Annotated in this window: 32 protein-coding genes and 1 pseudogene; 5 read left to right on the forward strand and 28 right to left on the reverse strand. The window is 72.4% G+C overall.

Going from position 1 to position 25,087, the window contains the following annotated elements:
* Nucleotides 1-6 precede the first annotated feature (6 nt).
* The 18 genes from LWP59_RS20045 to LWP59_RS20125 all read right to left on the reverse strand — a co-directional run bounded on the left by LWP59_RS20045 (nt 7) and on the right by LWP59_RS20125 (nt 12,960).
* Nucleotides 7-372, reverse strand: coding sequence for a hypothetical protein (locus tag LWP59_RS20045; RefSeq protein WP_144637003.1), 366 nt, complete (start codon nt 370-372; stop codon nt 7-9).
* The gene (gene hypB, locus LWP59_RS20050; RefSeq protein WP_144637005.1) at nt 369-1,097 is read right to left on the reverse strand and encodes a hydrogenase nickel incorporation protein HypB; all 729 of its coding nucleotides are present in this window, start codon (nt 1,095-1,097) and stop codon (nt 369-371) included. Before hypB ends, LWP59_RS20045 begins: the two co-directional genes overlap by 4 nt.
* Nucleotides 1,098-1,427, reverse strand: a complete 330-nt coding sequence (locus tag LWP59_RS20055; protein WP_144637007.1) for a hydrogenase maturation nickel metallochaperone HypA/HybF — start codon at nt 1,425-1,427, stop codon at nt 1,098-1,100.
* 2 nt (nt 1,428-1,429) lie between these two features.
* Entirely contained in the window at nt 1,430-2,500 is a 1,071-nt protein-coding gene (gene hypE / locus LWP59_RS20060) for a hydrogenase expression/formation protein HypE (RefSeq protein WP_144637009.1), read from the reverse strand.
* Nucleotides 2,487-3,623: a hydrogenase formation protein HypD gene (gene hypD, locus LWP59_RS20065; protein ID WP_144637011.1), complete on the reverse strand. Its 1,137-nt coding sequence runs from the start codon at nt 3,621-3,623 to the stop codon at nt 2,487-2,489. The genes hypE and hypD overlap by 14 nt, the downstream gene beginning before the upstream one ends.
* A 15-nt stretch (nt 3,624-3,638) precedes the next feature.
* Nucleotides 3,639-3,911 carry a HypC/HybG/HupF family hydrogenase formation chaperone gene (locus LWP59_RS20070; protein WP_144637013.1) on the reverse strand — a complete coding sequence of 91 codons (273 nt, stop codon included), beginning with the start codon at nt 3,909-3,911 and terminating at the stop codon, nt 3,639-3,641.
* Between the two features lie 7 nt (nt 3,912-3,918).
* The gene (locus LWP59_RS41085) at nt 3,919-4,026 is read right to left on the reverse strand and encodes a DUF6893 family small protein (protein ID WP_373299453.1); all 108 of its coding nucleotides are present in this window, start codon (nt 4,024-4,026) and stop codon (nt 3,919-3,921) included.
* Entirely contained in the window at nt 4,020-4,514 is a 495-nt protein-coding gene (locus LWP59_RS20075; RefSeq protein WP_229857502.1) for a hydrogenase maturation protease, read from the reverse strand. The genes LWP59_RS41085 and LWP59_RS20075 overlap by 7 nt, the downstream gene beginning before the upstream one ends.
* A complete protein-coding gene (locus tag LWP59_RS20080) occupies nt 4,511-5,854 on the reverse strand; it encodes a hypothetical protein (RefSeq protein WP_222425492.1) in 1,344 nt (447 codons plus the stop codon). The genes LWP59_RS20075 and LWP59_RS20080 overlap by 4 nt, the downstream gene beginning before the upstream one ends.
* Nucleotides 5,851-6,486: a DUF6084 family protein gene (locus tag LWP59_RS20085; RefSeq protein WP_144637015.1), complete on the reverse strand. Its 636-nt coding sequence runs from the start codon at nt 6,484-6,486 to the stop codon at nt 5,851-5,853. The genes LWP59_RS20080 and LWP59_RS20085 overlap by 4 nt, the downstream gene beginning before the upstream one ends.
* Nucleotides 6,479-7,075 (reverse strand): DUF5947 family protein, encoded by a 597-nt coding sequence (locus LWP59_RS20090; RefSeq protein ID WP_186383178.1) that lies wholly within the window; start codon nt 7,073-7,075, stop codon nt 6,479-6,481. The genes LWP59_RS20085 and LWP59_RS20090 overlap by 8 nt, the downstream gene beginning before the upstream one ends.
* Entirely contained in the window at nt 7,072-7,596 is a 525-nt protein-coding gene (locus tag LWP59_RS20095) for a NifU family protein (protein WP_229857501.1), read from the reverse strand. The genes LWP59_RS20090 and LWP59_RS20095 overlap by 4 nt, the downstream gene beginning before the upstream one ends.
* Before the next feature lie 3 nt (nt 7,597-7,599).
* Nucleotides 7,600-9,390 (reverse strand): nickel-dependent hydrogenase large subunit, encoded by a 1,791-nt coding sequence (locus LWP59_RS20100; protein ID WP_144637017.1) that lies wholly within the window; start codon nt 9,388-9,390, stop codon nt 7,600-7,602.
* 21 nt (nt 9,391-9,411) lie between these two features.
* On the reverse strand, nt 9,412-10,449 hold the full coding sequence (locus tag LWP59_RS20105; protein WP_144637019.1) for an NADH-quinone oxidoreductase subunit B family protein: 1,038 nt from the start codon (nt 10,447-10,449) through the stop codon (nt 9,412-9,414).
* Nucleotides 10,446-11,123 (reverse strand): D-sedoheptulose-7-phosphate isomerase, encoded by a 678-nt coding sequence (locus tag LWP59_RS20110; protein WP_144637021.1) that lies wholly within the window; start codon nt 11,121-11,123, stop codon nt 10,446-10,448. Before LWP59_RS20110 ends, LWP59_RS20105 begins: the two co-directional genes overlap by 4 nt.
* 13 nt (nt 11,124-11,136) lie before the next feature.
* Nucleotides 11,137-11,382: a HypC/HybG/HupF family hydrogenase formation chaperone gene (locus tag LWP59_RS20115; protein WP_144637023.1), complete on the reverse strand. Its 246-nt coding sequence runs from the start codon at nt 11,380-11,382 to the stop codon at nt 11,137-11,139.
* Complete coding sequence (locus LWP59_RS20120) at nt 11,379-11,999, reverse strand: D-sedoheptulose-7-phosphate isomerase (RefSeq protein WP_144637025.1); 621 nt, start codon at nt 11,997-11,999, stop codon at nt 11,379-11,381. The genes LWP59_RS20115 and LWP59_RS20120 overlap by 4 nt, the downstream gene beginning before the upstream one ends.
* Before the next feature lie 172 nt (nt 12,000-12,171).
* A complete protein-coding gene (locus LWP59_RS20125; protein WP_144637027.1) occupies nt 12,172-12,960 on the reverse strand; it encodes a TIGR03620 family F420-dependent LLM class oxidoreductase in 789 nt (262 codons plus the stop codon).
* A gap of 101 nt (nt 12,961-13,061) precedes the next feature.
* Here LWP59_RS20125 and LWP59_RS20130 point away from each other — a divergent pair, with 101 nt between their 5' ends.
* Entirely contained in the window at nt 13,062-13,538 is a 477-nt protein-coding gene (locus tag LWP59_RS20130) for a cupin domain-containing protein (protein WP_144637030.1), read from the forward strand.
* 4 nt (nt 13,539-13,542) lie between these two features.
* Here the strand turns inward: LWP59_RS20130 and LWP59_RS20135 are convergent, their stop codons facing one another.
* The 6 genes from LWP59_RS20135 to LWP59_RS20160 all read right to left on the reverse strand — a co-directional run bounded on the left by LWP59_RS20135 (nt 13,543) and on the right by LWP59_RS20160 (nt 18,415).
* Complete coding sequence (locus tag LWP59_RS20135; protein ID WP_144637032.1) at nt 13,543-14,781, reverse strand: flavin-dependent oxidoreductase; 1,239 nt, start codon at nt 14,779-14,781, stop codon at nt 13,543-13,545.
* Between the two features lie 67 nt (nt 14,782-14,848).
* Nucleotides 14,849-15,538 (reverse strand): DsbA family oxidoreductase, encoded by a 690-nt coding sequence (locus LWP59_RS20140; RefSeq protein WP_144637034.1) that lies wholly within the window; start codon nt 15,536-15,538, stop codon nt 14,849-14,851.
* Nucleotides 15,539-15,544: 6 nt separating this feature from the next.
* Nucleotides 15,545-15,958: a CBS domain-containing protein gene (locus tag LWP59_RS20145; protein WP_144637036.1), complete on the reverse strand. Its 414-nt coding sequence runs from the start codon at nt 15,956-15,958 to the stop codon at nt 15,545-15,547.
* 68 nt (nt 15,959-16,026) lie between these two features.
* Entirely contained in the window at nt 16,027-16,530 is a 504-nt protein-coding gene (locus tag LWP59_RS20150; RefSeq protein ID WP_144637038.1) for a flavin reductase family protein, read from the reverse strand.
* Between the two features lie 86 nt (nt 16,531-16,616).
* Nucleotides 16,617-17,441: an endonuclease/exonuclease/phosphatase family protein gene (locus tag LWP59_RS20155; protein WP_222425493.1), complete on the reverse strand. Its 825-nt coding sequence runs from the start codon at nt 17,439-17,441 to the stop codon at nt 16,617-16,619.
* Nucleotides 17,442-17,491: 50 nt separating this feature from the next.
* Nucleotides 17,492-18,415: a patatin-like phospholipase family protein gene (locus tag LWP59_RS20160; protein ID WP_229857500.1), complete on the reverse strand. Its 924-nt coding sequence runs from the start codon at nt 18,413-18,415 to the stop codon at nt 17,492-17,494.
* A 94-nt stretch (nt 18,416-18,509) separates the two neighbouring features.
* On the opposite strand from LWP59_RS20160, the gene LWP59_RS20165 reads away from it, so the two are divergent.
* Nucleotides 18,510-19,907: a pyridoxal phosphate-dependent decarboxylase family protein gene (locus tag LWP59_RS20165; protein ID WP_144637042.1), complete on the forward strand. Its 1,398-nt coding sequence runs from the start codon at nt 18,510-18,512 to the stop codon at nt 19,905-19,907.
* Here the strand turns inward: LWP59_RS20165 and LWP59_RS20170 are convergent.
* Entirely contained in the window at nt 19,852-20,487 is a 636-nt protein-coding gene (locus LWP59_RS20170; protein WP_144637044.1) for a hypothetical protein, read from the reverse strand. The genes LWP59_RS20165 and LWP59_RS20170 overlap by 56 nt on opposite strands.
* Before the next feature lie 80 nt (nt 20,488-20,567).
* Here LWP59_RS20170 and LWP59_RS20175 point away from each other — a divergent pair.
* Nucleotides 20,568-20,766, forward strand: a pseudogene (locus LWP59_RS20175) (response regulator transcription factor); the annotation flags it as partial.
* A 3-nt stretch (nt 20,767-20,769) separates the two neighbouring features.
* Here LWP59_RS20175 and LWP59_RS20180 read toward each other — a convergent pair.
* Nucleotides 20,770-21,456, reverse strand: a complete 687-nt coding sequence (locus tag LWP59_RS20180) for a GPR1/FUN34/YaaH family transporter (protein ID WP_144637046.1) — start codon at nt 21,454-21,456, stop codon at nt 20,770-20,772.
* A 164-nt stretch (nt 21,457-21,620) separates the two neighbouring features.
* Between LWP59_RS20180 and LWP59_RS20185 the strand changes: the two genes are divergently transcribed.
* Complete coding sequence (locus LWP59_RS20185) at nt 21,621-21,977, forward strand: YciI family protein (protein WP_144637047.1); 357 nt, start codon at nt 21,621-21,623, stop codon at nt 21,975-21,977.
* Nucleotides 21,974-23,191, forward strand: coding sequence for an RNA polymerase sigma factor (locus LWP59_RS20190; RefSeq protein ID WP_229857498.1), 1,218 nt, complete (start codon nt 21,974-21,976; stop codon nt 23,189-23,191). Before LWP59_RS20185 ends, LWP59_RS20190 begins: the two co-directional genes overlap by 4 nt.
* Here LWP59_RS20190 and LWP59_RS20195 read toward each other — a convergent pair.
* Entirely contained in the window at nt 23,164-23,919 is a 756-nt protein-coding gene (locus tag LWP59_RS20195) for an adenylate/guanylate cyclase domain-containing protein (protein WP_144637051.1), read from the reverse strand. The two genes, LWP59_RS20190 and LWP59_RS20195, sit on opposite strands and share 28 nt — an antisense overlap.
* A gap of 10 nt (nt 23,920-23,929) precedes the next feature.
* Complete coding sequence (locus LWP59_RS20200) at nt 23,930-25,075, reverse strand: low temperature requirement protein A (protein WP_144637053.1); 1,146 nt, start codon at nt 25,073-25,075, stop codon at nt 23,930-23,932.
* Nucleotides 25,076-25,087: the final 12 nt, after the last annotated feature.

Consider the following 25,087-nt stretch of genomic DNA (forward strand, 5'->3'; position numbering starts at 1 on the left):
GACGTCTCAGCCGCCCTGGTCGCCGGTGGGCAGGTTCGGGCTGCCCTCGGTCGCCGTGCCCTCCTTGCCGACGCCGGTGTCCTCGTCGTCGGTGCGGCCGTACGGGCGCTGCGCCGGGCCCTTCCGGCCTTCCGTCCCACTCGAGTCGGCCTGCTCCTCGGGCCGGGCCGTGTCGCTTTCCCCGGCGCCGTAGGGGGAACCGGGCTCGATGTCGGTCGAGCCGACGCCCTCGCGCTCGGCGTCGGACACCTCCCGGCCGCTCCCCCGCTCGCCCGACGGGGACTCCATCGCCTTCCGGCGCCCTTCCTGGGCCTCTTCACCGCCCCCGCCGACGTCCGGCGCCCAGCCGTGGTGGTCCTTCTGCTCGTTCATCGTCTCTCTCCGCTCGCGATGGAAGTCCGCAGCCAGCCGTACCAGTCCTGCAGGCCGGTCCCGCGCGTCGCCGACACCCGCAGCACGTCGGCCGCCGGGTTGATCCGGCGCACGTCGCGCAGGAACACCTCCGGGTCGAAGTCCAGGTACGGCAGCAGGTCGACCTTGTTCAGCAGGACGAGGTCGGCGGCGGCGAACATGTGCGGGTACTTCAGGGGTTTGTCCTGCCCCTCGGTGACGGACAGGACGACCGCACGCCGGTCCTCGCCGAGGTCGAACAGCGCCGGGCACACCAGGTTGCCGACGTTCTCGACGAACAGCACCGTGCCCGGCGCGGGCCCGAGCGTGCCCAGCGCGCGCTCCAGCATGGTCGCGTCCAGGTGACAGCCCGCGCCTGTGTTGATCTGCACGACCGGCACCCCGGTGGCCTTGATGCGCTCGGCGTCGAGCAGTGTCTCCTGGTCGCCCTCCACCACCGCGACCGGCAGCCCGGACTCGCGGGCGGTCCGCTCCAGCAGCGTCGTCTTGCCCGCGCCCGGCGAGCTCATCACGTTGACCGCCACGACCTCGTGCCGCCGCAGCCAGTCCCGGTTGCGCTCGGCGAGGCGGTCGTTCTTCGCCAGCACGTCCTGTTCGAGCGACACCGTGATGCCGTGCCCGTGCCCGTGGCCCGGTTCCGTGATCCGGACCCCGGCGTCGTCGGAGCAGCCACACGTCGCGCACATCTACGCCACCTCCACCGATCTGATCCGCAGCTGCCGTCCCGCGGTGATCTCCACGTTCGCGCTCCCGCACGGGCACAGCGGGATCAGGTCCGGCAGCGCGAACTCCCCGTCGCAGTCGCGGCAGCGCGCCTGCCCGCCCGGCTCCAGGATGTCGAGCCGCGCGCCTTCGAGCGTCGTTCCGGCGCAGACCACCTCGAAGCAGAACCGCACCGAGTCCGGCACCACCCCGGACAGCTTCCCGATCTCCAGGCACACGGCCGCGACCTCCGCGTCGCCCATCCGCTCGACGATCGCGTCGACGACGCTCTGCGTGACCGACAGCTCGTGCACGGCTAACAGATCCTGGGCAACGGGTCGCCGACGAGCAGGTCGACGATCCTGGTGCCGCCGAACGTGGTGTTGAGCAGCACGATGCCCGGCGGGTCCGCCGCGACCCGCCCGATGACCGCGGCCTGCTCGCCCAGCGGGTGCGCCCGCATCGCCGCCAGCGCCTCGTCGGCCGCCGCGCCGTCCACGACGACCACCACCCGGCCTTCGCACGCCACGTACAGCGGGTCGATGCCCAGCAGCTCCGAGGCGCCGCGGACCTCTTCGGCCACCGGCACCGCCCGTTCGTCGACGACCACGGCCACCTCGGCCGCCCGCGCCACCTCGTTGAGGATCGTCGCCACCCCGCCGCGCGTGGCGTCCCGCAGCGCGCGTACCCCGGGCACCCTGGCCAGCAGCCCGGCCACCAGCTCGTGCACCGGTGCGGTGTCGGACTCCAGGTCCGCGTCGATGTCCAGCTCGCCGCGGGCGAGCATGATCGTGATCCCGTGCTCGCCGATCGGACCGGACACCAGCACGGCGTCCCCCGGCCGCACGGTCGAGACCCCGAGGCCGGGATACTCGATCACGCCGACCCCGGCGGTGTTGACGTAGCAGCCGTCGGCCTTGCCGCGCTGGACCACCTTGGTGTCACCGGTGACGATCTGCACCCCCGCTCGCTCGGCGGCGGCGCGCATCGACTCGACGATGCGCGTGAGGTCCGCGATCGGGAACCCTTCCTCCAGGATGAAGCCCGCCGTGAGGTACAGCGGCCGCGCGCCCGAGACGGCGAGGTCGTTCACCGTCCCGTTCACCGCGAGGTCGCCGATGTCGCCGCCGGGGAAGAACAGCGGCGACACCACGAACGAGTCGGTGGTCAGCGCCAGGCGGGTGCCGTCGATCAGGAGGGCGGCGGCGTCCTCCAGCGGTTCGAGCAACGGGTTGCGGAAGGCGTCGAGGAAGATCGCCTCGATCAGGGTGTGCGTGGCCTTGCCGCCGGACCCGTGCGAGAGCGTGATCCGTTCCTCGCGCACCCTCGGCCGCCTCCGCCGCGCCCGGTCGATGCGGTCGAGCACCTGCTCTTCACGCGTGTTCATGCTGACTCGCCTCCCGGACCCGGCTGCGGGTGAACCGGCCGAAGTTGTAGTACGCCGCGCACGCGCCCTCCGGGGAGACCATGCACGTGCCGATCGGGGTCTCCGGCGTGCAGGCGGTGCCGAAGACCTTGCACTCCCACGGTTTCAGCACGCCCTTGAGCACCTCGCCGCACTGGCAGGCCTTCGGGTCGGCGACCCGCACCCCCGGCACGGAGAAGATCCGTTCCGCGTCGAAGGCTGCGTAGGCCTCCCGCATCCGCGTGGCGGAGTGGGAGATGAAGCCCAGCCCCCGCCACTCGAAGTACGGCCGCAGCTCCATCACCTCGGCGATGGCCTTCAGCGCCACGAGGTTGCCGTCCCAGGGCACCACGCGGGTGTACTGGTTCTCCACCTGCGAGCGGCCCTGCGACAGCTGCAGCATCAGCAGGTAGACCGACTGCAGGATGTCCAGCGGCTCGAACCCGGCGACCACGACGGGCTTGCCGTAGTCGCGGGCGATGAACTCGTACGGGCGGCAGCCGATGACCGTCGAGACGTGCCCGGGACCGATGAACCCGTCCAGGCGCAGGTCCGGGGAGTCCAGGATGGCCTTGATGGCCGGGATGATCGTGACGTGGTTGCAGAAGACCGAGAAGTTTTCGATGCCCTCGGCCGCCGCGCGCAGCACGGTCATCGCCGTCGAGGGCGCGGTGGTCTCGAAGCCGATCGCCATGAACACCACGTGCTGGTCCGGGTTCTGCCGCGCGATCTTCAGCGAGTCCAGCGGCGAGTAGACCATCCGGATGTTGGTGCCCTCGGCGTTGGAGTCGAAGAAGTTCCCGCCGCTGCCCGGCACCCGCATCATGTCGCCGAACGACGTCATCAGCACGCCCGGTTGCCGTGCGATGTGGATCGCGTCGTCCACCCGGCCCATCGGGATCACGCAGACCGGGCAGCCCGGCCCGTGCACGAGCGTGATGCTCTCGGGCAGGTAGTCCTCCAGGCCGTGCTTGTAGATGGTGTGGGTGTGCCCGCCGCAGACCTCCATGAACTTGTACTGCCGGCCCGGCTCGCACAGGCTCGTGATCTTCGCGGACAGCGCGCGGGCCTTGTCCGCGTCGCGGAACTCGTCGACGAATCGCATCTCGGGCCCCCGCTCCTAGTCGATCCGGGAGTCGCGCAGTGCGGCCAGCTCGTCCTCGTAGGCCCTGCCGATGCTCTCCAGGAACTCCATCGCCGCCCTCGCCTCCTCTTCGTCTATTTTGGACAGTGCGAACCCGACGTGGATGAGGATCCAGTCGCCGGGCACCGGCGGGTCGTCCGAGAGCAGGCCGATGTTGATCGTCCGCTTGACCCCGCTGACCGCGACCTTCGCCAGGTCCGGCCGCTCTTCGCTGATCTCGATGATCTCTCCGGGGATGCCGAGGCACATGGCGGCCTCACATCCTGCTGATGCGCGCGTAGCGGCGCACGTCGGGCCCGACCGTCCGGACGAGCAGCACCACCAACCCGATCAGGCTCACGACCAGCAGCCCACGTATCACCATTTCGCACCTCCCGGTTCGACCGTCGCGGCGGCGGGGCCGCACGCGAGTTCCATGACCAGCTCCACGGCTGCAGGCACCGCGGCGGCGACCCGCGGGCTGAGCCCGATCCCTTCCCCGACGTCCGCCGGCTCGCAGCCGACGACCAGCACCCGCCGGGTGTCGCCGCCGAGGGTGCGCAGCAGCCGCAGCACGACGTCCGGTTGCATCCCGTGCGCGTCCAGGGGCCCGGCGGGCTCGTCCCCGCCGTCCCCCGGCTCGATGACGTACACCGTCCCCGGCTCGCCGCCACGCGGGGCGGCGTCGACGAGGATCGTGGTGTCGTAGCCGTCCAGCAGCTCGTAGGCCAGGTGCAGCCCGCTGATCCCGTAGTCGGCCACCTGCACCTGCGGCGGCAGCCCGGCGGTGGCCAGCCGCCTGGCGACCTCGACGCCGAACCCGTCGTCGCCGAGGAAGATGTTGCCGATCCCGGCCACCAGCACGCGCTTCACGGCTGCTCCCCCAGTGGCTCGACCTCGTCCGGCGAGAAGTAGCGGTAGCGGCCGTGTGCCTGCTGCAGCTCGGCGGCCGGGTCCTCGTCCAGGGTGACCGCCAGGTGCCGGTGACCGTCCACATCGGACAGCACGGCGCGCACGGTCGCGGTGCGGCCGTCGAGGAACATGTCCTGCGCGTCGCTGCGCCGCAGCCCGGTCCGCAGCCGCACCCGGCTGCCCGCGGCCACGGCCTCGCCGGCGATCGTCACCGAGTCGGTCTCCGGCGAGACCGACGCGTCCGCGCCCGGGTCCCACCACGGCACGTCCGGTCGCGCCGGTTCCGGCTCGCCGGTGACCGAGCGCAGGTAGCGGATCGTGCCGTGCAGCCGGTCGAGCAGCTCGGGCGGCATGTCGTCGGCCCGGTCGACCACGGCGCGGGCACGTGGGTCGGTCGCCCGGGCCTGACGCTTCTCCTCCTCGGTCAGCGCCATCGTGCGCAGGGTGAGGATCTCGTCGATCTCGGTGCCGTCGAACAGCTCCCCCGGGCTCTCCGGGGCGATCGCGGGATAGTCGTAGAGGATGATCGGCGACGCGAGCACCGCCTCGTCCTGCCCCGGCTCGCCGATCAGCACCGGCCACAGGCGCTCGTTGCGGCAGGCCTCGGCCGCGGGCTTCGCCCACTCGGGCGGGTCCACCAGGGACAGGAACCGCCCGGACTCCACGGCGAGCACCACGTGGGCCGCGAGCAGGGCGCGCCGCAGGGCCGTTTCGCGGGTGGGCTCCGGCTCGGCCCATTCGGTGGTGTTGACGACCTCGACGGCCAGGCGCAGCCCGCCGTACGGCCCGGTCAGCGGCTCGGCGCGCACGCGCAGGTCCCCGGTGAGCGGCCAGCTGCGCCGCATGACCGTGCCGGCCTCGCCGAGGGACTCCGCGACCTCGCGGCCGTCGATCGCGAACGGGACGACGTTCTGCTGCGCGATCAGCTCCTCGACGCCCAGCACGGCGTCGACCTCCTGCTCGACGGCCTCGTCCCAGGTCGTGTGCTCGGTGTCGCCGACGGTCAGGCGCGGCACCTCCCGGTACCGCCCGTCCGGCAGGCGCTCGTGCACCGAGCGCCGCTGGACCTGCAGGAACCGCAGCCTCAGGTGCAGCACGGCGCGGCCGCGGGGTTCGAGCAGGCATTCGGTCCGGCAGCCGGCGTGCTCGCCTGCCTCGGGCGAGGCGAACGCCGGGGGCATCAGCACGCCGAACTGCCAGCGCACCCGGTTCTTCGCCGACGACGCGCGGTACGGGTAGAGCAGGTACCCCTCGTAGAGGACCGCGTCCCCGATGGCCTTCGCCTGGTCGAACACGGTCATGACTCGGCCTCCCCGGCCAGCAGGGTGTCCATCGCCGCGTCCCAGGTCGGGATGGCGTGGCGCGCCTTGTACCGCAGCAGCGCGTCCACCGTCTCCCGGTGCAGCCGGATCCAGGAGGACGCCGGGAAGTACCGGTCCATCAGCTCGCCCCACACCCGCACCGGCATCCGGTAGGAGGCCTCGGCGTGCCAGGGCACCTGCTCGATCCAGAACCCGCGCTCGCCCTTGCCGAACACGGTGCCGGAGAACAGCAGGGCCATCGGCACCACGCCGTCGCGCAGGGCGTGGAAGTACTTGCCCGCGGCCACTTCGAGGTCGTAGCTGCACGGCACCTCCAGCTCGACCTCGCAGGCGCCGGTGAAGCTCGGCACCATCACCGACACGCTCGCGAACTGGAAGGGCTTGAGCGTCTGGCCCCACCGGGACGGGTCGCCGAAGAGGCTCTCCAGCAGCTCGGACTCGCCGGGCTCGTAGCGGCGGCGCTGCGGTTCGATCCGGATCTGGCAGCGCAGCGCGATCGCGTGGATCTCGGTGCGGCTGATGTCGGCCACGTGCAGCCGGAACTGCAGCGTGGGCCCGGCGGCGAACCGCATCGGGCGCACGTCGCTGCAGTCGAAGCTCAGCTCAACCACCGTCGGCCACGACCGTCCGGCTGCGGCGGCGAAGCTCCGCGAAGAACCCGTCGATCGCCTCCCACGCCTCGGTGCCGCCGTCGAAGCCGCGCCAGTGCAGCTTCACCAGCCCGACCAGCTCGTAGCAGACGTCGATCGGCACCAGGAAGGCCTCGTCGCCGTTGACGAGCAGCGCCTCGACGTCGGGCTCCAGCGTGCCGAACTCCGCCCGCAGCTGCTCCCACTCGTCGAGCGACAGCAGCGACTCGGTGGCACCCGCCGGGCTCGGGTAGAACGCGACCGGGCGGTTCTGGCGTGAGTTGACGAAGAAGAACGCCATCCGCACCGGGATGCCCGCGGACTCCCGCAGCCGCCGGCCCGCCGGTGAGTCCGGCGCGTGCAGGTACCGCTCCGGCACCGCCCGGTGCCGCCCCGCGCCGGGCCGGGTGAACAGCAGGTAGCAGCCGCGGCAGGTGCACATGATCGCCCGCGAGTCCAGGTCGATCACGTGCGAGTGCCGTTCGGACAGCGGTTCGGCGCACATCTCGCACTGCTCGCCCGGCGCCGGGCGGGGCGCCGGGCGCAGGAACCGCCGCAGTGGCGCGGTCATCGCCCGCCGCCCGGTACCGGGCATTCGACGGCTTCCAGCGGCAGCAGCGGCCGCCCGCCGGGACCGGCGTCGGGCACCATGCCCTGCACATCGATCGCGGCGATCTCCGGCGCCGCCGTCAGGATCTCCCGTTCGATCGCCTGCTGCACCGTCACCGCCGAGGACGGGCAGCCGTCACAGGTGCCTTTCAGCCGCAGCCGCGCGACGCCGTCCTCGCCGATGCCGAGCAGCTCGACGTCACCGGCATGGGTGCCCAGGTACGGCCGCACCCGCTCGAGCGCGGCCGTCACCCGTTCCATTGTGGACAGTGGATGCAGGTCGTGCAGGATCAGCAGCCCGCGCACGAGCTCGTCGTCGGCCAGCCGCGCGACCACGGCGTCGCCGGCCAGCTCGAGGACCCGGGAGAGCCCGGCGCCGTAGAGCTCCATCAGCGCGTGCACCAGCTCCTCCGCGGCCTCGCGGCCCTCGACCTCGTCGAGCAGCTGCTCGATCCGCTCCCCGACCGCCTGCACCGGGTCCACGGCTCACATCCCGGCGTTGAACGCATGCGGGGTGTGCACCTTCTCCAGCACCTTCCCGTTGCCGGTGTACATGTGCACCCCGCACGGCAGGCACGGGTCGAAGCTGCGCACGGCCCGCATGATGTCGATGCCCTTGAAGTTGTCCTGGTTGTTCTCCTCGAAGATCGGCGTGTTCTGCACCGCGTCCTCGTACGGGCCCGGGGTGCCGTAGCTGTCGCGGACGCTGCCGTTCCACGGTGTCGGCGGGTACGGGTGGTAGTTCGCGATCTTCCCGCCCTTGATGACCATGTGGTGCGACAGCACGCCGCGGACCGCCTCGGTGAACCCGCAGCTGACGCCCTCGTCGGGCACGGTGAACGGCTCCCACGTCTTGGTGTGGCCCGCGCGCACCTCCGCCAGCGCCTTGTCGCAGAAGTGCAGTGCCATCGCCGCGGCGTAGGCCTGGAAGTAGGTCCTGGCCCGGTTGCGCTCGAGCGCGTTGCTCCACTGTGGAATCTTCCACTCGAAGCTCGCCTCGGGCCTGGTCGCCGTGCGCGGCAGGTTGATCTGCACGCTGTGCCCGGTGGCCTTGACGTAGCCGGTGTCCACCAGCCCCGCCAGCGCGGTGGTCCACAGCCGCGCGATCGGGCCGCCGCCGGTGTCCAGCGGCAGGTGGTCCTTGCCGTCGAACCAGCGCGGCGACATCGTCCACGAGTACTGCTTGTCGAAGTCCCGCTTGGCGGGCTTGGGGATCGTGTGCTGGTTCCACGGGTGCCGCTGGTCGACCGGGTTGCCCAGCGGGTCCCTGGTGACGAACACGTCCTCGCCGTCCCAGTCCTCGTAGTAGGAGCTGCCCAGCAGGATCCGGATGCCGAGGTTGATGTCGACCAGGCTGGTGGTGACGAGCTTGCCGTCCACGACCACGCCCGGGGTGACGAACATCTTCCGGCCCCAGTCGGCCATGTTCTCGTAGCTGAAGTCGCAGTAGTCAGGGTCGTTGAGGCTGCCCCAGCAGCCGAGCAGGATGCGGCGCCTGCCGACCTCCTCGTAGCCGGGCAGGGCCTCGTAGAAGAAGTCGAACAGGTCGTCGTGCATCGGCACGACCCGCTTCATGAACTCCACGTAGCGCATCAGCCGGGTCAGGTAGTCGGTGAACAGCTGGATGGTGGCGACCGTGCCGACCCCGCCCGGGTACAGCGTGGACGGATGCACGTGCCTGCCCTCCATGAGGCAGAACATCTCCCGGGTGGAGCGGCTGACCTGCAGCGCCTCCCGGTAGAACTCCCCCTCCAGCGGGTTGAGCGAGCGCATGATGTCACCGATGGTGCGGTAGCCGTGCTCGCCGGCGTGCGGCGCCTCGGTGCGGTTGGCCTGCTCCAGCACCCCGGGGTTGGTCTCGGCGACCATCTTCTCGCAGTAGTCCACCCCGACCAGGTTCTCCTGGAAGATGTTGTGGTCGAACATGTACTCGGCGGACTCGCCGAGGTTGATGATCCACTCGGCAAGGTGCGGCGGACGCACGCCGTAGGCCATGTTCTGGTTGTAGACCGAGCAGGTCGCGTGGTTGTCCCCGCAGATCCCGCAGATCCGGCTGGTGATGAAGTGCGCGTCGCGCGGGTCCTTGCCCTTCATGAAGATGCTGTAGCCGCGGAAGACCGACGACGTGCTGTGGCACTCCACGACGCGCTTGGCGGACCAGTCGATCTTGGTGTAGATGCCGAGGCTGCCGACGATGCGGGTGATCGGGTCCCAGGCCATCTCCACCAGCTGGCTGTCCTTCGTGGTGGGAGTGCTCCGGCGTGCGGTGGTAGCCATGTTCGGGCCTTTCGTCGTCGGTCACCACGGAGCGCGGTAGCCGGTGTGCAGTTGTTTGCCCTTGGTGCGCCACTTCGGCTCGGTGTCGGCCTTGCGCTCGGTGATCGAGCGCAGCCTGCGGATCACCGAGCCGTAGGCGCCGCTGGCCATCGACGAGATGTGCGCGCCCGGCGGCTCGTCCATGAACGGCATGAACCGGTCGGGGAAGCCGGGCATCGTGCAGCCGATGCAGATCCCGCCCACGTTGGGGCAGCCGCCGATGCCGTTGATCCACCCGCGCTTGGGCACGTTGCACTTGACCACCGGGCCCCAGCAGCCGATCTTGACCAGGCACTTGGGCGAGCCGTACTCGGTGGTGAACTGGCCCTGCTCGTAGTACCCGGCGCGGTCGCAGCCCTCGTGCACGGTCTGCCCGAACAGCCACGTGGGGCGCAGGTGCTCGTCGAGCGGGATCATCGGCGCCTGGCCCGCCGCCTGGTAGAGCAGGTACAGCAGGGTCTCGGAGAAGTTGTCCGGATGCGTCGGGCAGCCGGGGATGCAGACGATCGGGATGCCCGCGGCCGACTTCCAGTCCCAGCCGAGGTAGTCGGGCACGCCCATCGCACCGGTGGGGTTGCCCTCCATGGCGTGGATGCCACCGTAGGTCGCGCAGGTACCCGCGGCGACCACCGCCAGCGCCTTGGGGGCGAGGCGGTCGAGCCACTCGCTGGTCGTCATCGGCTGGCCCGTCTCCGGGTTGTTGCCGAAGCCGCACCAGTACCCCTCCTGCTTGATCGCCTCGTTGGGGATGGAGCCCTCGATCACCAGCACGAACGGTTCCAGCTCGCCGCGATCGGCCTTGTAGAACCATTCGATGAACGTGTCGGCGCCCTTGTCGGGCCCGCACTCGAAGTCGATCAGCGGCCAGTGCACCGCGATCTTGGGCAGGCCGGGCAGCGCGCCGAGCACGATCTCCTCGATGCTGGGCTGGGTCGCGGCGGTCAGCGCCACCGAGTCCCCGTCGCAGGACAGTCCCGCGTTGATCCAGAGCAGGTGAATGGGTTTCTCTTCGTCGCTCATGGGCGATCACCCTCGGGTTCGTCGGCCGGCGCGGCGAGAGTGAGCTCCCACAGCGCGTGGTACAGGGTCGTCTGCGCTTCCTGGATCCGGTGCACCGACGGCGAGGGCACCACGAACAGGTAGTCGATCGACTCCAGTTCGGCCATCTTCCCGCCGTCGTACCCCGCGATCCCGATCGTGACCATGCCCCGGCGTGCCGCCTCGTCGAAGGCGCGGAGCAGGTTCGCCGAGTTGCCGCTGGTGGACAACCCGACCGCGATGTCACCGGCCCGGCCGAACGCGCCGAGCTGGCGGGCGAACACCACGTCGAAGCCGACGTCGTTGGACAACGCGGTCAGCACCGCGATGTCGTTGGTCAGCCCGAACGCCGGCAGCGCGGTGGCTTCCCCGGGCGGCCCGACGAACAGGCCCGCCAGATCCTGCGCGTCGGTGGAGCTGCCGCCGTTGCCGAAGGCGAACAGCCGCCCGCCACCGGCGAAGGCGCGCGCCATCCGGCCTGCGCACTCCTGGATCCGGGCGGCATCGGCCTCGAGTACCCGTGCCCGCAACGCGATGATCTCGCCAACTTTGTCCATTGTAGACTGTCTGACCTGGGCGAGGACGGCGTCCAGGTCGCCTGCCCCGGCATAGAGGAACGGATACAGCGTCTCCAATGACGCCGGCTCCCCCGGCATGGCGTTCACTTCCCTATGGCTGTGAACTTTCCCCGACTACGGCGATGGCCTCCCTGGCGTGCACCAGGATCGTGTCGCCCACGGCCGCGGACACGAGTGCGACACTGACTTCTTCCCGGCTCTCCCCGGTGTCCACGACTGCCAGCCCTTGGTCGAGCAGCTGTACCACCGTGACCTCGACCGCGGCGTCCGAACAGGTGATGCAGACGCCGTCGTGACACCCGGGGCCGGATGCTCTGTCGGCTTCACGGTCGCTCATGCGACCACCCCCGGATCGAGCACGCCCGGCTGCTCGAAGAAGACGTGGACGAGCTCCCACAGCACGTGGTAGGTCGTGACGTGCACTTCCTTCACCACCTGCGGGTCGGCCGAGCGGGCGAGCAGCACGTGGTCCACTCCCGCCGCGCGGGCGATCCGGCCGCCGTCGCCGCCCGTGAGCGCGATCGTCAGCATCCCGAGCCCGTGTGCGACGGCCAGCCCGCGCAGCACGTTCTCGCACTCGCCGTCGGTGGAGATGCCGAGGGCGATGTCGGCGGGCTCGGCGAGGACGCGGATCTGGTGTGCGAAGACCTCGGCGAGGCCGTCCCGGTTGGCGACGCCGGTCAGCGTCGCGATGTCCGCGGTGAGGGAGATGGCGGGCAGGGCCCGCTTCCCGACGATCACCGGATGGACGAACTCGACGGCGACGTGCTGGGCATCGGTGCTGGTCCCGCCGTTGCCGAACACGACGAGCTTCCCGCCGCGGTGGAACCGGGCGGCCATGTCGTGACAGGCCAGTGCGACTTCCCCGGACTGCCCGGCCAGGTCGCGCACCGGTGCTTCGCGGCGGGTGAAGAGTTCACGAACCGCGGACGTGGAGCCGGAAACCTCCGGCATGGCTGTCACTTCCCCGCGTCTGGTTGGATCAGTCCAAAGTAGGACCTGTGACCTGTATCACGCAAGGGTCAGCAGCCGGCAGGCTTGCGCGTCCCTCGATTGGCGCACTACCCAGCGGCGCCGTATAGGCCGTTATACAAGGATCGGTCGTCTACTGTGGACGGGCGGTTCGTCAGCGCAGCGCCGTGGCGAGCCCGGCCCACCATTCCCGGGGCAGCCCGTCCAGCTGGATCACGAGCTGGTCGGCGCCGGCGGCGCGGTACTCGCGCAACCGCCCGACGACGGTGTCGAAGTCGCCCCAGACCGTGACGCCGTCCACGAGGCGGTCGGCCAGGCCGGCGATCTCGCCGGCGGTGAAGCCCATCCGCCGGAAGTTGGCGGCATAGCCCGGTATTCCGGCAAGGAATCGCAATGATCCACCACGCACGGCCTCGCGGGCCGGCACGGGATCGGCCTCCGCGACCACGCTCAGCAGGACGGCCAGCCGGGTGTCCGGCCCGACGAGCTCCCGGGCGGAGGCGACGTAGTCCGGGGTGACGAGGAACGGGTACGCGGCGAAGGCGCGGTCACGGGCCAGCTGGAGCATCTTCGGCCCGAGCGCGGACAGGATCCGAGCGGAGGCGGGCACGACGGGGTCCAGCTCGTCGAGGTACGCGCGCAGGGTCGCCAGCGGCTTCGCGCCGTGCGCGCCGCCGAGGCCGGGCACGAATCGGCCGGGGTGGGTCTCGGCCAGGGTCGCGTACGTCCGGGCGACCTCGGCCGCCGGCACCTGGTCGACCGACAGGATGCCGGTCGCCACCGTGATCCCGCTCGTGGCGCGGACGACGTCCGCCACCCGCGCGAGGTTGTTCTCCTGCCCGCCGGGCAGCCAGAGCGTGTCGTAGCCGAGCTCTTCCAGCTCGGCCGCGGTCGCCACGTCGCCGGAACCGGTCGCGGCGCCGATCGGGCCGAGGTTCGTCATGTGCTTGCCAACCGCCCGGCCGCCGGTTCTGTTCCGCCGGGCCGCGCCCGCACCGCGGTAAGGTCGGCGGGCTGACGACCGCGCGACGGCCAGGAGGTGCCATGACCGGCGAGGAGATCGTGCTCGGGTCCCTGCCCAAGGGGATCACGCTCGCGAGCGAGGGCATGCGGAAGAAGGTGTGGAACGTCCTCGGGCACACCTACTCGATGAAGGCGGCGAGCGAGTCGAGCTTCGCGTTCGAGACCTACGACCCGCCCGGCACCGGCGTCCCGCCGCACGTGCACCCCACGCAGGACGAGCACATCTACATCCTCGAAGGCGTGTTCACCCTCTACCTCGACGGCGAGTGGGAGACCGCGGGCCCGGGCGACACCGTGCGGATGCCGCGCGGGCTGCCCCACGCCTACTACAACCGTGGCGAAGCGCCCACGCGCGGGCTGTTCTGGGTCAGCCCCGCCGGGCGCCTCGCGGAGCTGTTCGACAAGCTGCACGACCTCACCGACCCCGACGAGGTCGTGCGGGTGTCCGCGGAGTGCGACGTCCGGTTCCTGCCGCCGGGCACGGTCGAAGGAGCCTGACGGCTCACCGGTTGACCTGGTCCCGCGACGCCCCGGCGGCCTTCGCGTAGCCCGCGACGGCCGCCTCGAGCGCCTCGGGGTCGAGCACGTCCTCGATCCGCGAAAACCCTTCCGGGGCACGGCGTTCGACCTCGTCGATGACGCTCTCCGGGCCGCCGGCCCGGTTGCGCACCACGACCTCGGCGGTGGCGGCGAGGCGGTCCTTCTCGTACGCCCGCAGCGCCTCGGCGGGGTCGGCGTGGCCGGCCAGGTGGCCGCTCAGGCTTGTCGCGTCGAGGATCGCCTGACCGGCGCCGTTGGAGCCCATCGGATACATCGGGTGCGCCGCGTCGCCCAGCAGCGTCACCCGGCCCTGGGTCCAGTACGGCAGCGGGTCGCGGTCGCACATCGGGAACTCGAAGCACTCCGCCGTCGCGGCGATGAGCGCGGCGAGGTCCACGAACGGGCTCCGGAAGCGGGCCACCAGCTCGGTCAGCCCCGCCGGGTCGACGCGACGCGACCAGTCCTGGCGCTGCGGCGGCGGGTCCCCGGGCCGGCCCGTGCGCGTGCAGATCGCCCAGTTCGTCAGGCGCGTACCGGGCTCGCTCCCCCGGGCGATCGGGTAGACCACGAACTTCGCCGCCGTCCCGCCGGCGATGACCATCTGGTCCCCGCCGCCGAACGCCGGCCACTCCCGGGCGCCCCGCCACATCAGCACGCCGTTCCACCGCGGCGGGCCCTCGTCCGGGAAGAACGTGCTCCGCACGACCGAATGGATACCGTCCGCGGCGATCAGCGCGTCACCCCGGACCTCGGCGCGCACCTCGTCGCCGCGCCCGGCGAAGCGCGCCAGCACGCCGTCCGCATCCTGCTCGAAGCCGACGAGCCGGTGCCCCGCCCGGACCGCGTCCGGGCCGAGGCGTTCCCGCACCGCGGCCAGCAGCATGCCCTGCAGCCGGCCCCGGTGCAGGCTGACCTGCGGCAGCGTGAACCCCGCGGTCAGCCCGCAGGGCCTGCGCATGATCTCGTGCCCGAGCCGGTGCGTGTACACCAGCTCGCGAGTCCTGATGCCGATGTCGACGAGGCGGTCCAGCAATCCCAGCTCGGTCAGCTCGCGCACCGCGTGCGGCAGTGCGTTGATCCCCACGCCCAGTTCGCGGATGGGGTCGCTCTGCTCATGGACCTCGCAGTCGATCCCCTCGTGCCGCAGCCGAAGCGCCGTGACCAGTCCGCCGATCCCCGCTCCTACGATGATGATCCGCATAGCACCCTCCCGTGCGGTCCCCAGACCGCCCAGGATGGCCGGTTTGCACGGTTCGCGCCACCGCCTTTCAGCTGACGCCCGCCGCCGCTCGGCGGACAAGCTGCGCGAAGACCGCCGGATCGTCGTGCTCGACCACGGGGAACCCGGCGCCCGGCTCGCCCTCCCAGCGCAGTTCGAGGCCAGGGCTGTGCGCGTCGGAGCCGTCGGCGAAGAAGAAGTGCGGGCTGCCCTGCACGTCGTCGCGGTGCTCGCGGTAGTCGCGCATCATCGGGGCCCGGGCTCGCCCGTCGTCGAGCGCTTCGCGCAGCGCGTCCGCGTCGACGTGCGGGCACTCCCGGGCCACGGCGACGATCTCGTGGTGCATCGAGATGCACCGGCTGTCCCGGAACAAGGCCTGCCGCAGCGCGAGGTCCAGCTCCTCGGCGGCGGCCGCGGACTGCTCCTTCGCCGCGTGCACGGCCTCGTTCGCGGGTGCGCTCGTGACGGGCCAGTCCGCCGGGTCGCCCTGCCACGGCCGCCAGCCCAGCCGCGGCTCGAGCGCCCCGGCCACCGGGATCTCGGACTCGAGGAAGCGCTTCGGCAACGGGGACGAGTTGACGTCCTCGAGCAGGAAGCACCGGTGGTCCAGGCGCACCTGCCCGGTCAGGCCCAGCTCGTCGCGGGCGCGGAGCAACCGCGCGATCGCAACGGTCGACCACGGGCAGGCGACGTCGGTGTAGGCGACGACGGTTCCCCGGCGCACCTCGGGTCGGGACATCGCCGGCTACCGGGAAAGCGCTTCCAGCAGATCGCCGACCTTCGGGTCGTCGAGCGCGCGCGCCACGTCCGCCTGCGCCACGATGCCCACCAGGTCGTGGCCGTCGATCACCGGCAGCCGGCGCACCTGGTGCTGCGCCATGGTGCGGAAGATCTCGTCCGCCTCGTCGTCCGCGCCGATCGTCACCACCTCGCCCTGTGCCAGGTCGCCGGCCCGGATCGCACGCGGGTCCTTGCCCTCGGCGAGCACCCGCACGACGATGTCGCGGTCGGTCAGCATGCCCTTGAGCCGGTCGTCCTCCCCGCAGATCGGCAGGGCCCCGACGTTCAGCTCCGCCATCAGCCGCGCGGCGTCGAGCACCGTGTCGCTGGTGCGCACGCACTTCGGGTCGCGGGTCATGATCTCTCGTGCCTTGGTCATCGCTGCCTCACTTCCTACGCGTCCTCCACCGGTCCGCGTACCCGGTGGGAGGCCGGCCAAACGGCAGGTCAGGCCTCGTTGCCCGGATCGAGGTCGCGCACGTCCCGGAAGGTCAGCCGCGGCACCGCTTCGCGGGCCGCCCTGGCGGCGGACGGCCGCAGCAGGAGCCCGACGTGGTCGCCGGTGTCGTGGCGCTGGAGGATCTCCCCCACGAACACGCCCGGGCAGTCCTCGAGCAGCGGCACCCCGTCCGGGCCCGGCCGCCAGGCGCACTCGGCGAACTTGTCCCGCTCGAACCCGGTGCACGAGCCGAACAACCGGGCCAGCTCGAACTCGTTGCGGGACAACAGGTGCACCCCGAGCGAGCCGCTGCGCTCGGCGACGGTGAAGGTGTGGTTGTTCTTCGAGAGCCACACCATGAACCGCGGCGGCGAGATGCTGCACTGCGCGGCGAAGCCGACCAGGCAGCCGGCGCGGGTCTCCCCGGCCGCGGCGGTCACGATGAACATCGAGTAGTCGAGCATGCCGACCAGACGGTGGAACTGCTCGCCGGTGTGATCCGCTTCGGGCATGCCCGGAAGCTACCCCTCCCCCGGGTGGCCGTGTCAGCACGGCCCGCGAACAGCCCGTGACACCCGCGCGCTGCGCCCCAAAACGCTCAGCGCACCACCACGTCCGCCACGACCGGGCGGTGGTCCGAGGCGAGCGTCTCCGCCGTGCAGGTGGCCAGGACCCGGACCCCGGGCGAGACGGTCACCAGGTCGATCCGGCTGACCGGGGCGGCCGCCGGATAGCTGGCGGGGCCGCCCGGCGCGGCGTCCCGCAACGCGGTCCACAGTGGACCCAGTTCCGGCGCGCCCGCCTCCGCGTTGAAGTCGCCGACGAGGATCTTCGGCCCGCGGTCCTGGCCGAGCACGCCGAGCATGTCCTCCACCTGGCGGGCGCGTACCGCCGGGTCCGGCCGGTAGTCCAGGTGGGTGCAGTAGAAGTGCACGAACGTGCCGCGGACGTTCACCACGACCTCGGCGAAGCCCGGCGCGAGGGCGGGCACCGGGTCGGTGGTCTGCGTGGAGAGCCGGGTGATCTCGTGGTTCTCCTTGTCCACCACGGGGAACCGGCTCAGGACGGCGACCCCGAACTGCTGCCGCGGTGCCCCCGCCGTCGGCGGGTCGAGGTCGTAGATGGGCGCGAAGAACACCCGCATGCCCAGCTTCGCGGCCAGGTCCCGTGCCTCGTCGGCGAAGTCGCTGCGTTCGCCCCAGTGCACGTCGACCTCTTCCAGCCCGATCACGTCGGCGCCGAGCGCGCGGATCGCCCCCGCGGTCCGGTCGAGGTCGTACCCGCCGTCCTCGCCCGCTCCGGCGTGGATGTTGTACGTCGCGACCGTCAGGTGGGCGGGCGCGGCGTCGGCGGGTGCCACGGCGAGCGCGGTCAGGGTCAGGGCGCAGAGCAGGCAGCCGGCGAGGCGGGCGGAGTTCTTCACGGTGCACAACGTACGGGCGGACCCCCGGCACCCGCCGGACTTCCGGTGAACTACCTCCCGATGTCGAGCGCCGTCGCCATCGCCGCGGTCCCGAGGTCGAACGCGCGGCGCAGCAGGGCCGGGTCGACGGCGAGCCGCGAGACCTCCGGCGCGCCGGGCGGGACGAGGACCTGGGCGAGCGGGCCCCCTCCGGCCAGCCGCTCGTCGTCGGCGCGCCGGCGCTCCGGGCGAGTGCGCCAGGCGCCGAGGGTGGCGGGCGCGGTACGGCGCAGGAACGCCCGCACGGCGAGGTCCTCGACCCGCGCCGGTGACTGCGCGCGCTCGTCGGCCCGCCGGGTGCGCAGCACGAGCACGTGGGTGCAGCCGTGGCGCAGCGCCGTGTGGAACGGGATCGCCTCGGTGAGGCCGCCGTCGAGCAGGCGGCGGCCGCCGAGCGAGACCAGCGGTCCCGCGAGCAGGGGCAGCCCGGCCGAGCCACGCAGGGCGAGCTTGAGCGACTCGGCGTCGCTCAGGTGGGGCGCCAGGTCCGCGGCCTTCCCGGTGTCGGCGTCGGTGGCGACCGGGTGCAGGCGGACCGGGTCGGCGAGCACGCCGGCGAAGTCCAGCCCCGCCCACTGCTGGTAGACCTCGTTCATCAGGAACTCCAGGTCCACCACCGGTTTCCGGCGCAGCGCCGCGCGCGGCCGGATGACGTTGGGCAGCACCTCGGGATGCCACCAGAACGACGAGCCGTGCTCGGCCTTGCCGGAGAGCAGCCACGCCCCGGTGATCGCCCCCATCGACGAGCCGTAGACGTCGTCGAACACCTGGACCAGCCCGCGCCGCTCCAGCTCGACGGCCATCCCGCTCGAATAGGTCCCCCGGCTGCCGCCGCCCTCGATCGCCAGCGCCAGCCGGTACGGGTCGCTCCGTGCCCCCGGAACGCTGCCCTCCCCGGCCCGCGCGCGCACCAGCTCAAGCACCGAAACGCTCACCTACCCGACAGTAGCCGGTGATCTTCCGGGCTTTTCACGTTCTCGCGGACCAATCGGGCGATTCGGTCGGCGTGGCCCCGGCTACAGTCGCGGCATGGAGCTTCGGGAGCTGCTCATCGCCGCCGCGGCCCACGCCGCCGACTTCCGGGAGCAGGCCGCCGAGGCCCGCGTCTTCCCCGAGACGGGTCCGGAAGCCGTCCGGGACGCGCTCGGCACACTGCCCGAGGGCCCGGCACCGGCCGCGGAGGTGGTCGATGAGCTGGTGAAGGCGGCCGAACCCGCGCTCGTGGCGAACACGGGCCCGCGGTACTTCGGCTTCGTCACCGGTGGCGCGCTCGACGCGGCCACGGCGGCGGACGTGCTGACCACGGGCTGGGACCAGAACGGCTTCAACGCGATCAGCTCCCCCGCCGCCGCGGCCGTCGAGGACGTCGCCGCGAGCTGGCTCAAGGAGCTGCTCGGGCTGCCGGCCACCGCGTCGTCCGGGTTCGTCACCGGCGGCCAGGCAGCCAACACCGTCTGCCTCGCCGCCGCCCGGCACCACGTGCTCGCGCGGGCGGGCTGGGACGTCGAACGCGACGGGCTGCCCGGCGCGCCGCGGATCCGGGTCGTGGTCAACGCCGACCGGCACGCGACCATCGACCGTTCGCTGCGGCTGCTGGGCCTGGGCACCGGCGCCGTCGTGCCCGTGCGCACCGACCCGCAGGGCCGGACCGACGTCGGCGAGCTCGCCCGCGTGCTGTCCGATGTGGACGGTCCGAGCATCGTGTGCCTGCAGGCGGGCGACGTCAACACCGGCTCGTTCGACGACTTCCCCGCCGCCGTCGAGGCCGCGCACCGCCGTGGCGCGTGGGTGCACGTCGACGGCGCGGTCGGGCTGTGGGCGGCGGCGAGCCCGACGTTGCGCCCGATCACCGCCGGGGTCGAGGCCGCCGACTCGTGGTCCACCGACGGCCACAAATGGCTCAACGTGCCCTACGACAGCGGCTACGCCTTCTGCGCGCACCCGGAGGCACACGCCGCCGCGACGGCCTACACCGCGGCGTACCTGACCGGCCAGGACGGCTTCCGCGCCCCCAGCGCGTTCGCGCTGGAGTCTTCCCGGCGTGCCCGCGGCTTCGCGACCTGGGCGGCGCTGCGCCAGCTCGGCCGCGGCGGGCTGGCCGAGCTGGTGGACCGGTGCTGCGCGCTCGCCCGGCGGTTCGCCGGCCTGCTGGCGGACGCGGGCGTCGAGATCGGCAACGAGGTGGTGCTCAACCAGGTGCTGGCCGCGTTCGGCGACGACGAGCGGACCCGACGGGTGCTCGCCGCCGTGCAGCGCTCGGGCGTCTGCTGGATGGGCGGCACGCGCTGGCACGGCCGGGAGTACATGCGGATCTCGGTGTCGAGCTGGCGCACCACCGCCGGCGACGTCGACCGCGCGGCCGGGGCCGTGCTCAGCGCGTTCCGGCGGGAACGGGGCGCAGCCTTTCCAGCTGCCGGTCCTCCATGATCCGGAGCCACTCCCGCGGCGGGGTCTCCTGCCAGTCGAACACGAACGGGGTGCGGCGGCGGCCGTCCACATCGGTCAGCTCCGGCAGGCGCCGGTGGCCCGCGAACGACAGCACCGGCGCCCACAGGTCGCCTTCGGGGAGCACGGTGTAGCTCAGCGCCGTCCCCGGCGTGGTCGTCCCGCACAGGGTCAGCCGGCAGGTCAGCGGGATGCTGCCGTGTGTCGCGGGATGGCTCGCCTCGCCCACCAGCCAGCGGCCCAGCACGATCTGCTCGCCCGGCCCGAGCGGCCGGTGCTCCCGCGACCAGGCGAGCGCGGCCCGCGCGACCGGGTCCCCTGGCACCGGCAGCGGCCCCTCGGTCAGCCGCGGCAGCACCATGAGGCCCTCGATGCCGCCGTCGCGGCGGCGCAGCACCGTGAAGGCCTCCGGCTGGACCCGCCACCAGCGCTCGGCCAGCCGCGCGGCCCCCGTACCGACCTGCTGCGCCATCAACTCGAGCACGGCGTGCTCGTCCGCGGGAGCGGCCGGTTCCGCGCGGGCGGTCAGGATCGCCTCCCACGGGTAGAACTCGCCCAGCATCCCGTCGCGGCTGAGGTAGAGGAAGTCGAACGCGTTGCGGTGCTCGTCGCCGTCCGCCCGCTCCAGCAGCCGTTGCGCGACTGTCGCTGACGGGGCTCTCCGAACGCGAGACCAGCGTGCTGCGGTTGCTCGCCGACGGTCTCGACACCGCCGACGTCGCCGCCCGGATGCGCTACTCCGAGCGGACGGTGAAGAACATCCTGCAACCTCACCGCCAGGCTCGGCCTGCGCAACCGCACGCACGCGGTCTACTACGCCCTGCGCCACGGGCTCATCTGAACCTCAGCTGATCGGCGCCCGGCCCAGCGGCGGGAACGGCCGCTTCGCGCCCATCGCGGTCAGGCCGACGTTGACGAAGGCGCAGAACCCGAGGAACGCGAACGCCAGGATGACGTAGCCCGCCACGGTCAGCAGGTCGGTGTTGCCGGTGTGCACGGCGGCCGCGGACAGCGCGAGCGCGACCACGACGAGCGCGACCACCGCCGGGTACACCGCGGGCAGGCGCAGGCACGGGACCAGCAGGAACAGGAACAGGCAGCCCCAGGCGATGAAGAACAGCTCCTGGGCCCCGCCGGCCTGGTCCGGGCCCACCCCGTACCAGTTGTGGGTCAGCCCGACCAGCAGCGCGCCGAGGCTGAGCCAGAACCCGGAGAACGTACCGGTGATGCCGGCGACCATGGTCTGCGCGAGCAGGGCGGCCCAGATGGTCACCACCGCCAGGTACAGCCCGGTGCCGAACACGACGATCGGGACTATGGCGCCCAGCGCGGTCGCCGGCACGACCCCGATCAGGGCCATGCCCAGTGCCAGCGAGCCGACCGCGAAGATGGGCAGCCCGATGATGAGCGGGTCACCACCCGCGCCGACCAGCACCCCGGCGGGTGCGGCGGGTGCCTCGCGCTCGACCATCTCTCGGACCTCGTGGTGTGTGGGAGTAGCCGGAACCTCGTTGCTCTGCAGTTGCGACATGGCGATCCACCTGTGCTCGAAGTGGGCTGTCCTATCGGGACGATTACAGGCCCGCCCGGCCCGGCCGCGGGTCTCAATCTGAGACACGTCGTTCCCGGTGTCGATCCGGGCGGGTGCCGTTCGTGTAGGCAGTGACAAGCGGAAACCGGCACGAGGAGCACCCGATGACGAAGTACCTGATCAGCGTGTACCAGCCCGCCGGCGCCGAGCGCCCCGCCCCGGCGGTGCTCGAGGGCATCATGGCGAGCGTCCAGGCCTGGCGCGATGAGCTGCGGGAAGCCGGCTCCTGGGTCTTCAGCGGCGGCCTGCACGAACCCGCCACCGCCACCATGCTGCGCCCGCGGGACGGCGAGGTGCTGGTCACCGACGGGCCGTTCGCGGAGGGCAAGGAGTACATCGGCGGGCTGACCATCATCGACGTGCCCGACCTCGACGCCGCGCTGGAATGGGGTCGCAGGGGCGCGCTCGCGACGACCCTGCCGGTCGAGGTGCGGCCGTTCGTGGACGAACCGGCTCGGTGAACCCCGACATCGAACGGGTCTTCCGCGCGGAGTACGGGCGCGCGGTCGCCGTCCTGGTCCGCGTCTTCGGCGACATCGACCTCGCCGAGGAGGCGGTCCAGGACGCGTTCGCCGCCGCGGTGGCGCACTGGCCGGAGGCCGGGCTCCCGCCGAGCCCGGCGGGCTGGCTGATCACGACCGCCCGCAACCGGACCATCGACCGGCTGCGGCGGGAGGCCTCGCGCGAGGACCGGCACGCCCAGGCGGTGCTGCTGCACGCCGCCGGCGCGGAGGAGGAGGAGGAGGAGGGACCGGTGCGCGACGAACGCCTTCGGCTGATCTTCACCTGCTGTCACCCGGCGCTCGCGCCCGCCGCCCGGGTCGCGCTCACGCTGCGGCTGCTCGGTGGGCTGAGCACCGCCGAGATCGCGCGGGCGTTCCTCGTGCCGGAGAGCACGATGGCCCAGCGGCTGGTGCGCGCCAAGGCCAAGATCCGGGACGCGCGGATCCCCTACCGGGTGCCGGGCGACGCCGACCTGCCCGGCCGGCTGCGTGGCGTGCTGGCGGTCCTCTACCTGATCTTCACCGAGGGCCACACCGCCAGCTCCGGGGACCGGCTCGTGCGCGAGGACCTGTGCGCGGAGGCGATCCGGCTGGGCCGCCTGCTCGCCGGGCTGATGCCCGACGAACCCGAGACGCTGGGCCTGCTCGCGCTGATGCTGCTGACGCACGCGCGCAGCCCGGCCCGGACGGGCGCCGAGGGCGAGCTGGTCCCGCTCGCCGAGCAGGACCGCGAACGCTGGGACCGCGACCTGATCGCCGAAGGCCAGGGGCTGGTGCGGCAGTGCCTGCGGCGCGGGCAGCCGGGGCCCTACCAGATCCAGGCCGCGATCAACGCCGTGCACAGCGACGCCCGCACCGCGGCGGACACCGACTGGCGGCAGATCGTGCGGTTGTACGACCGGCTGCTCGCCGTCGGCCCGACACCGGTCGTCGCGCTGAACCGGGCGGTCGCGGTCGGCGAGGCCGAGGGCCCGGCCGCCGCGCTGCGCCTGGTCGAGGAGCTGGACCTGTCGAAGTACCACCTGTTCCACGCGATCCGCGCGGACCTGCTCCGGCGGCTCGGCCGGACGGCGGAGGCCGCCGAGGCGTACGAGGCGGCCATCGCCCGCACGGACAATGCGGCGGAACGGCAGTTCCTGCGGCGTCAGGCGTGCCGGGGCACGACCGAGTAGACGTCGAGGTCCTTGGGCGTGCCCTTCGCGCGGAACCTGCGCCGCCGCCGCACGACGTAGCGCTCACTGTCCACTTTGGCCAGTGCCGGACCGGACACCAGCACCTCGCCGCCGGCGGCCGCCGCGGCGACCCGGGCGGCCACGTTCACGTCGACGCCCAGGTAGTCCCGTCCCACCCGGCGCGGGCGGCCGGTGTGCAGGCCGGTGCGCAGCTGGGGCCGGTAGCCGTCGAGGGTGATCGCGCTGACCGCCGTGCACGCCTCGGCCGCCGCCTCGATCGCGGCACCCGTCTCGGCGAACACCGCCATCACGCCGTCGCCCAGGGACTTGACCACCTTGCCGCCACGCCGCCCGACCACGGCGGTGGTCACGTCGCCGACCTCGCGCAGCAACCGCAGCACCGCGTCGTCGCCCGCCTCGAGCGCCCAGCCGGAGAAGCCGACCAGGTCGGTGAACAGGATGGTGACCTCGCCGCCGGCGACGCCGGGGCGCGACAGCGCCTGCCACACCTGCACCGCGGCGAGCCCCAGCTCGCGGGCCGCGCTCGGCTGGTCGCCACCGGCCTGCGCGATCAGCCGCGCGACCCGGTCCGAGGGGCGGTCCGCGCTGGGCAGCGCGACCTGCTCCGCGCCGGGGGTCAGCCGGCGCAACGCCCGTGCCGCGCGCACCGCGGCCCCGTGCCGGTCCGCGTCGCGCAGCCACCGCCGCACCTTCGGCTCGTCACTCACCCGGCAAACCCTACTGGCGCGTAGGCCGCGGCAGGAACCGCGTCACGGCCAGCTGCGCGACCACCGCGGCGGTCAGCGGCCAGACGGTCGCGAGCGGCCCGGGGTGCAGGAACCCGACCAGTGCGGGCACGAGGAGCCCGGGCGCCAGCACCGCCACCGTCCAGCGCGCGCCGCGGCCGGCCGCCGCCCCGGCGAGTGCGCCGAGCACGCACAGCGCGGCGACCGTGCCGCACAGCAGCCACCGGGTGCCGGTGCTGACGTGCTCGTGCCCGACCAGGTCGCCCAGCCCGCTCGCCAGCGCGGCGAGGATGCCGGCCGTCAGGCAGTGCGCCGGCAGCATGAGCCGGGGGCGCAGCGCGTTCGCGCGGAGGAAGGGGATCCCGCCGAACCCGCCCTGCAGCGCGACCGCCCACAACGCGGCGAGCAGCCCCAGTGCGCCGAAGACCACCCGGTAGACCGCGCCCGTCCAGTGCTCGGCCGAGGTCATCCCCTCCGTCACGACCAGGACGCCCTCGCCGAGCACGATGATCATGAACAGGCCCAGCCGCTCGCCGAAGTGCGCGGCGTCCAGGTGCACCGGCTCCGACGACTGCGGCACCGGGCGCCGCCGCTGCTCGCCCCGCCGCCCGCCGAGCCCGGCCGCCATCCGCTCGCCGGTGACCGTGAAGGTGATCAGCAGGTCCACCGCGAGCCCGAGCGCCCACAGCCCATAGCGCCACGGCGCGTCCGCCCACAGCGACACGACCCACGGGACGACGCCCAGCCCGATCTGCGCCACCGGCCAGTCGACGACGATCCGGACCGAGGTGCGGTTCTGCCACACCCGGTCGGACAGCGCCCGCGCCGCGATGTAGGCGATGGCGAACGCCTTCGCCCGGTCCGCCTCCAGGTGACCGACGGCGGCCGCCATGATCGCCAGCGCGAGCATCGCGCCCAGCACCGGCGCCGTCCGCGCGGCACCGCGGGTCACGTTGCCGTAGACGGTGAAGCACATCCAGACCGTCCAGAACGCCAGGAAGCACACCACGTACAGCCCGACGTCACCGAGCGACGTGCTTTCGTGCACCAGATGCGCCAGTTGCGCGACACCCGCGACGGCCACCAGGTCGAAGAACAGCTCCAGCCAGGACGCGTGCCGCTCGGTCTCCTCCGCCACACGGTCAGTATC

Source organism: Amycolatopsis acidiphila (genome assembly GCF_021391495.1).
Taxonomy (GTDB): domain Bacteria; phylum Actinomycetota; class Actinomycetes; order Mycobacteriales; family Pseudonocardiaceae; genus Amycolatopsis_E; species Amycolatopsis_E acidiphila.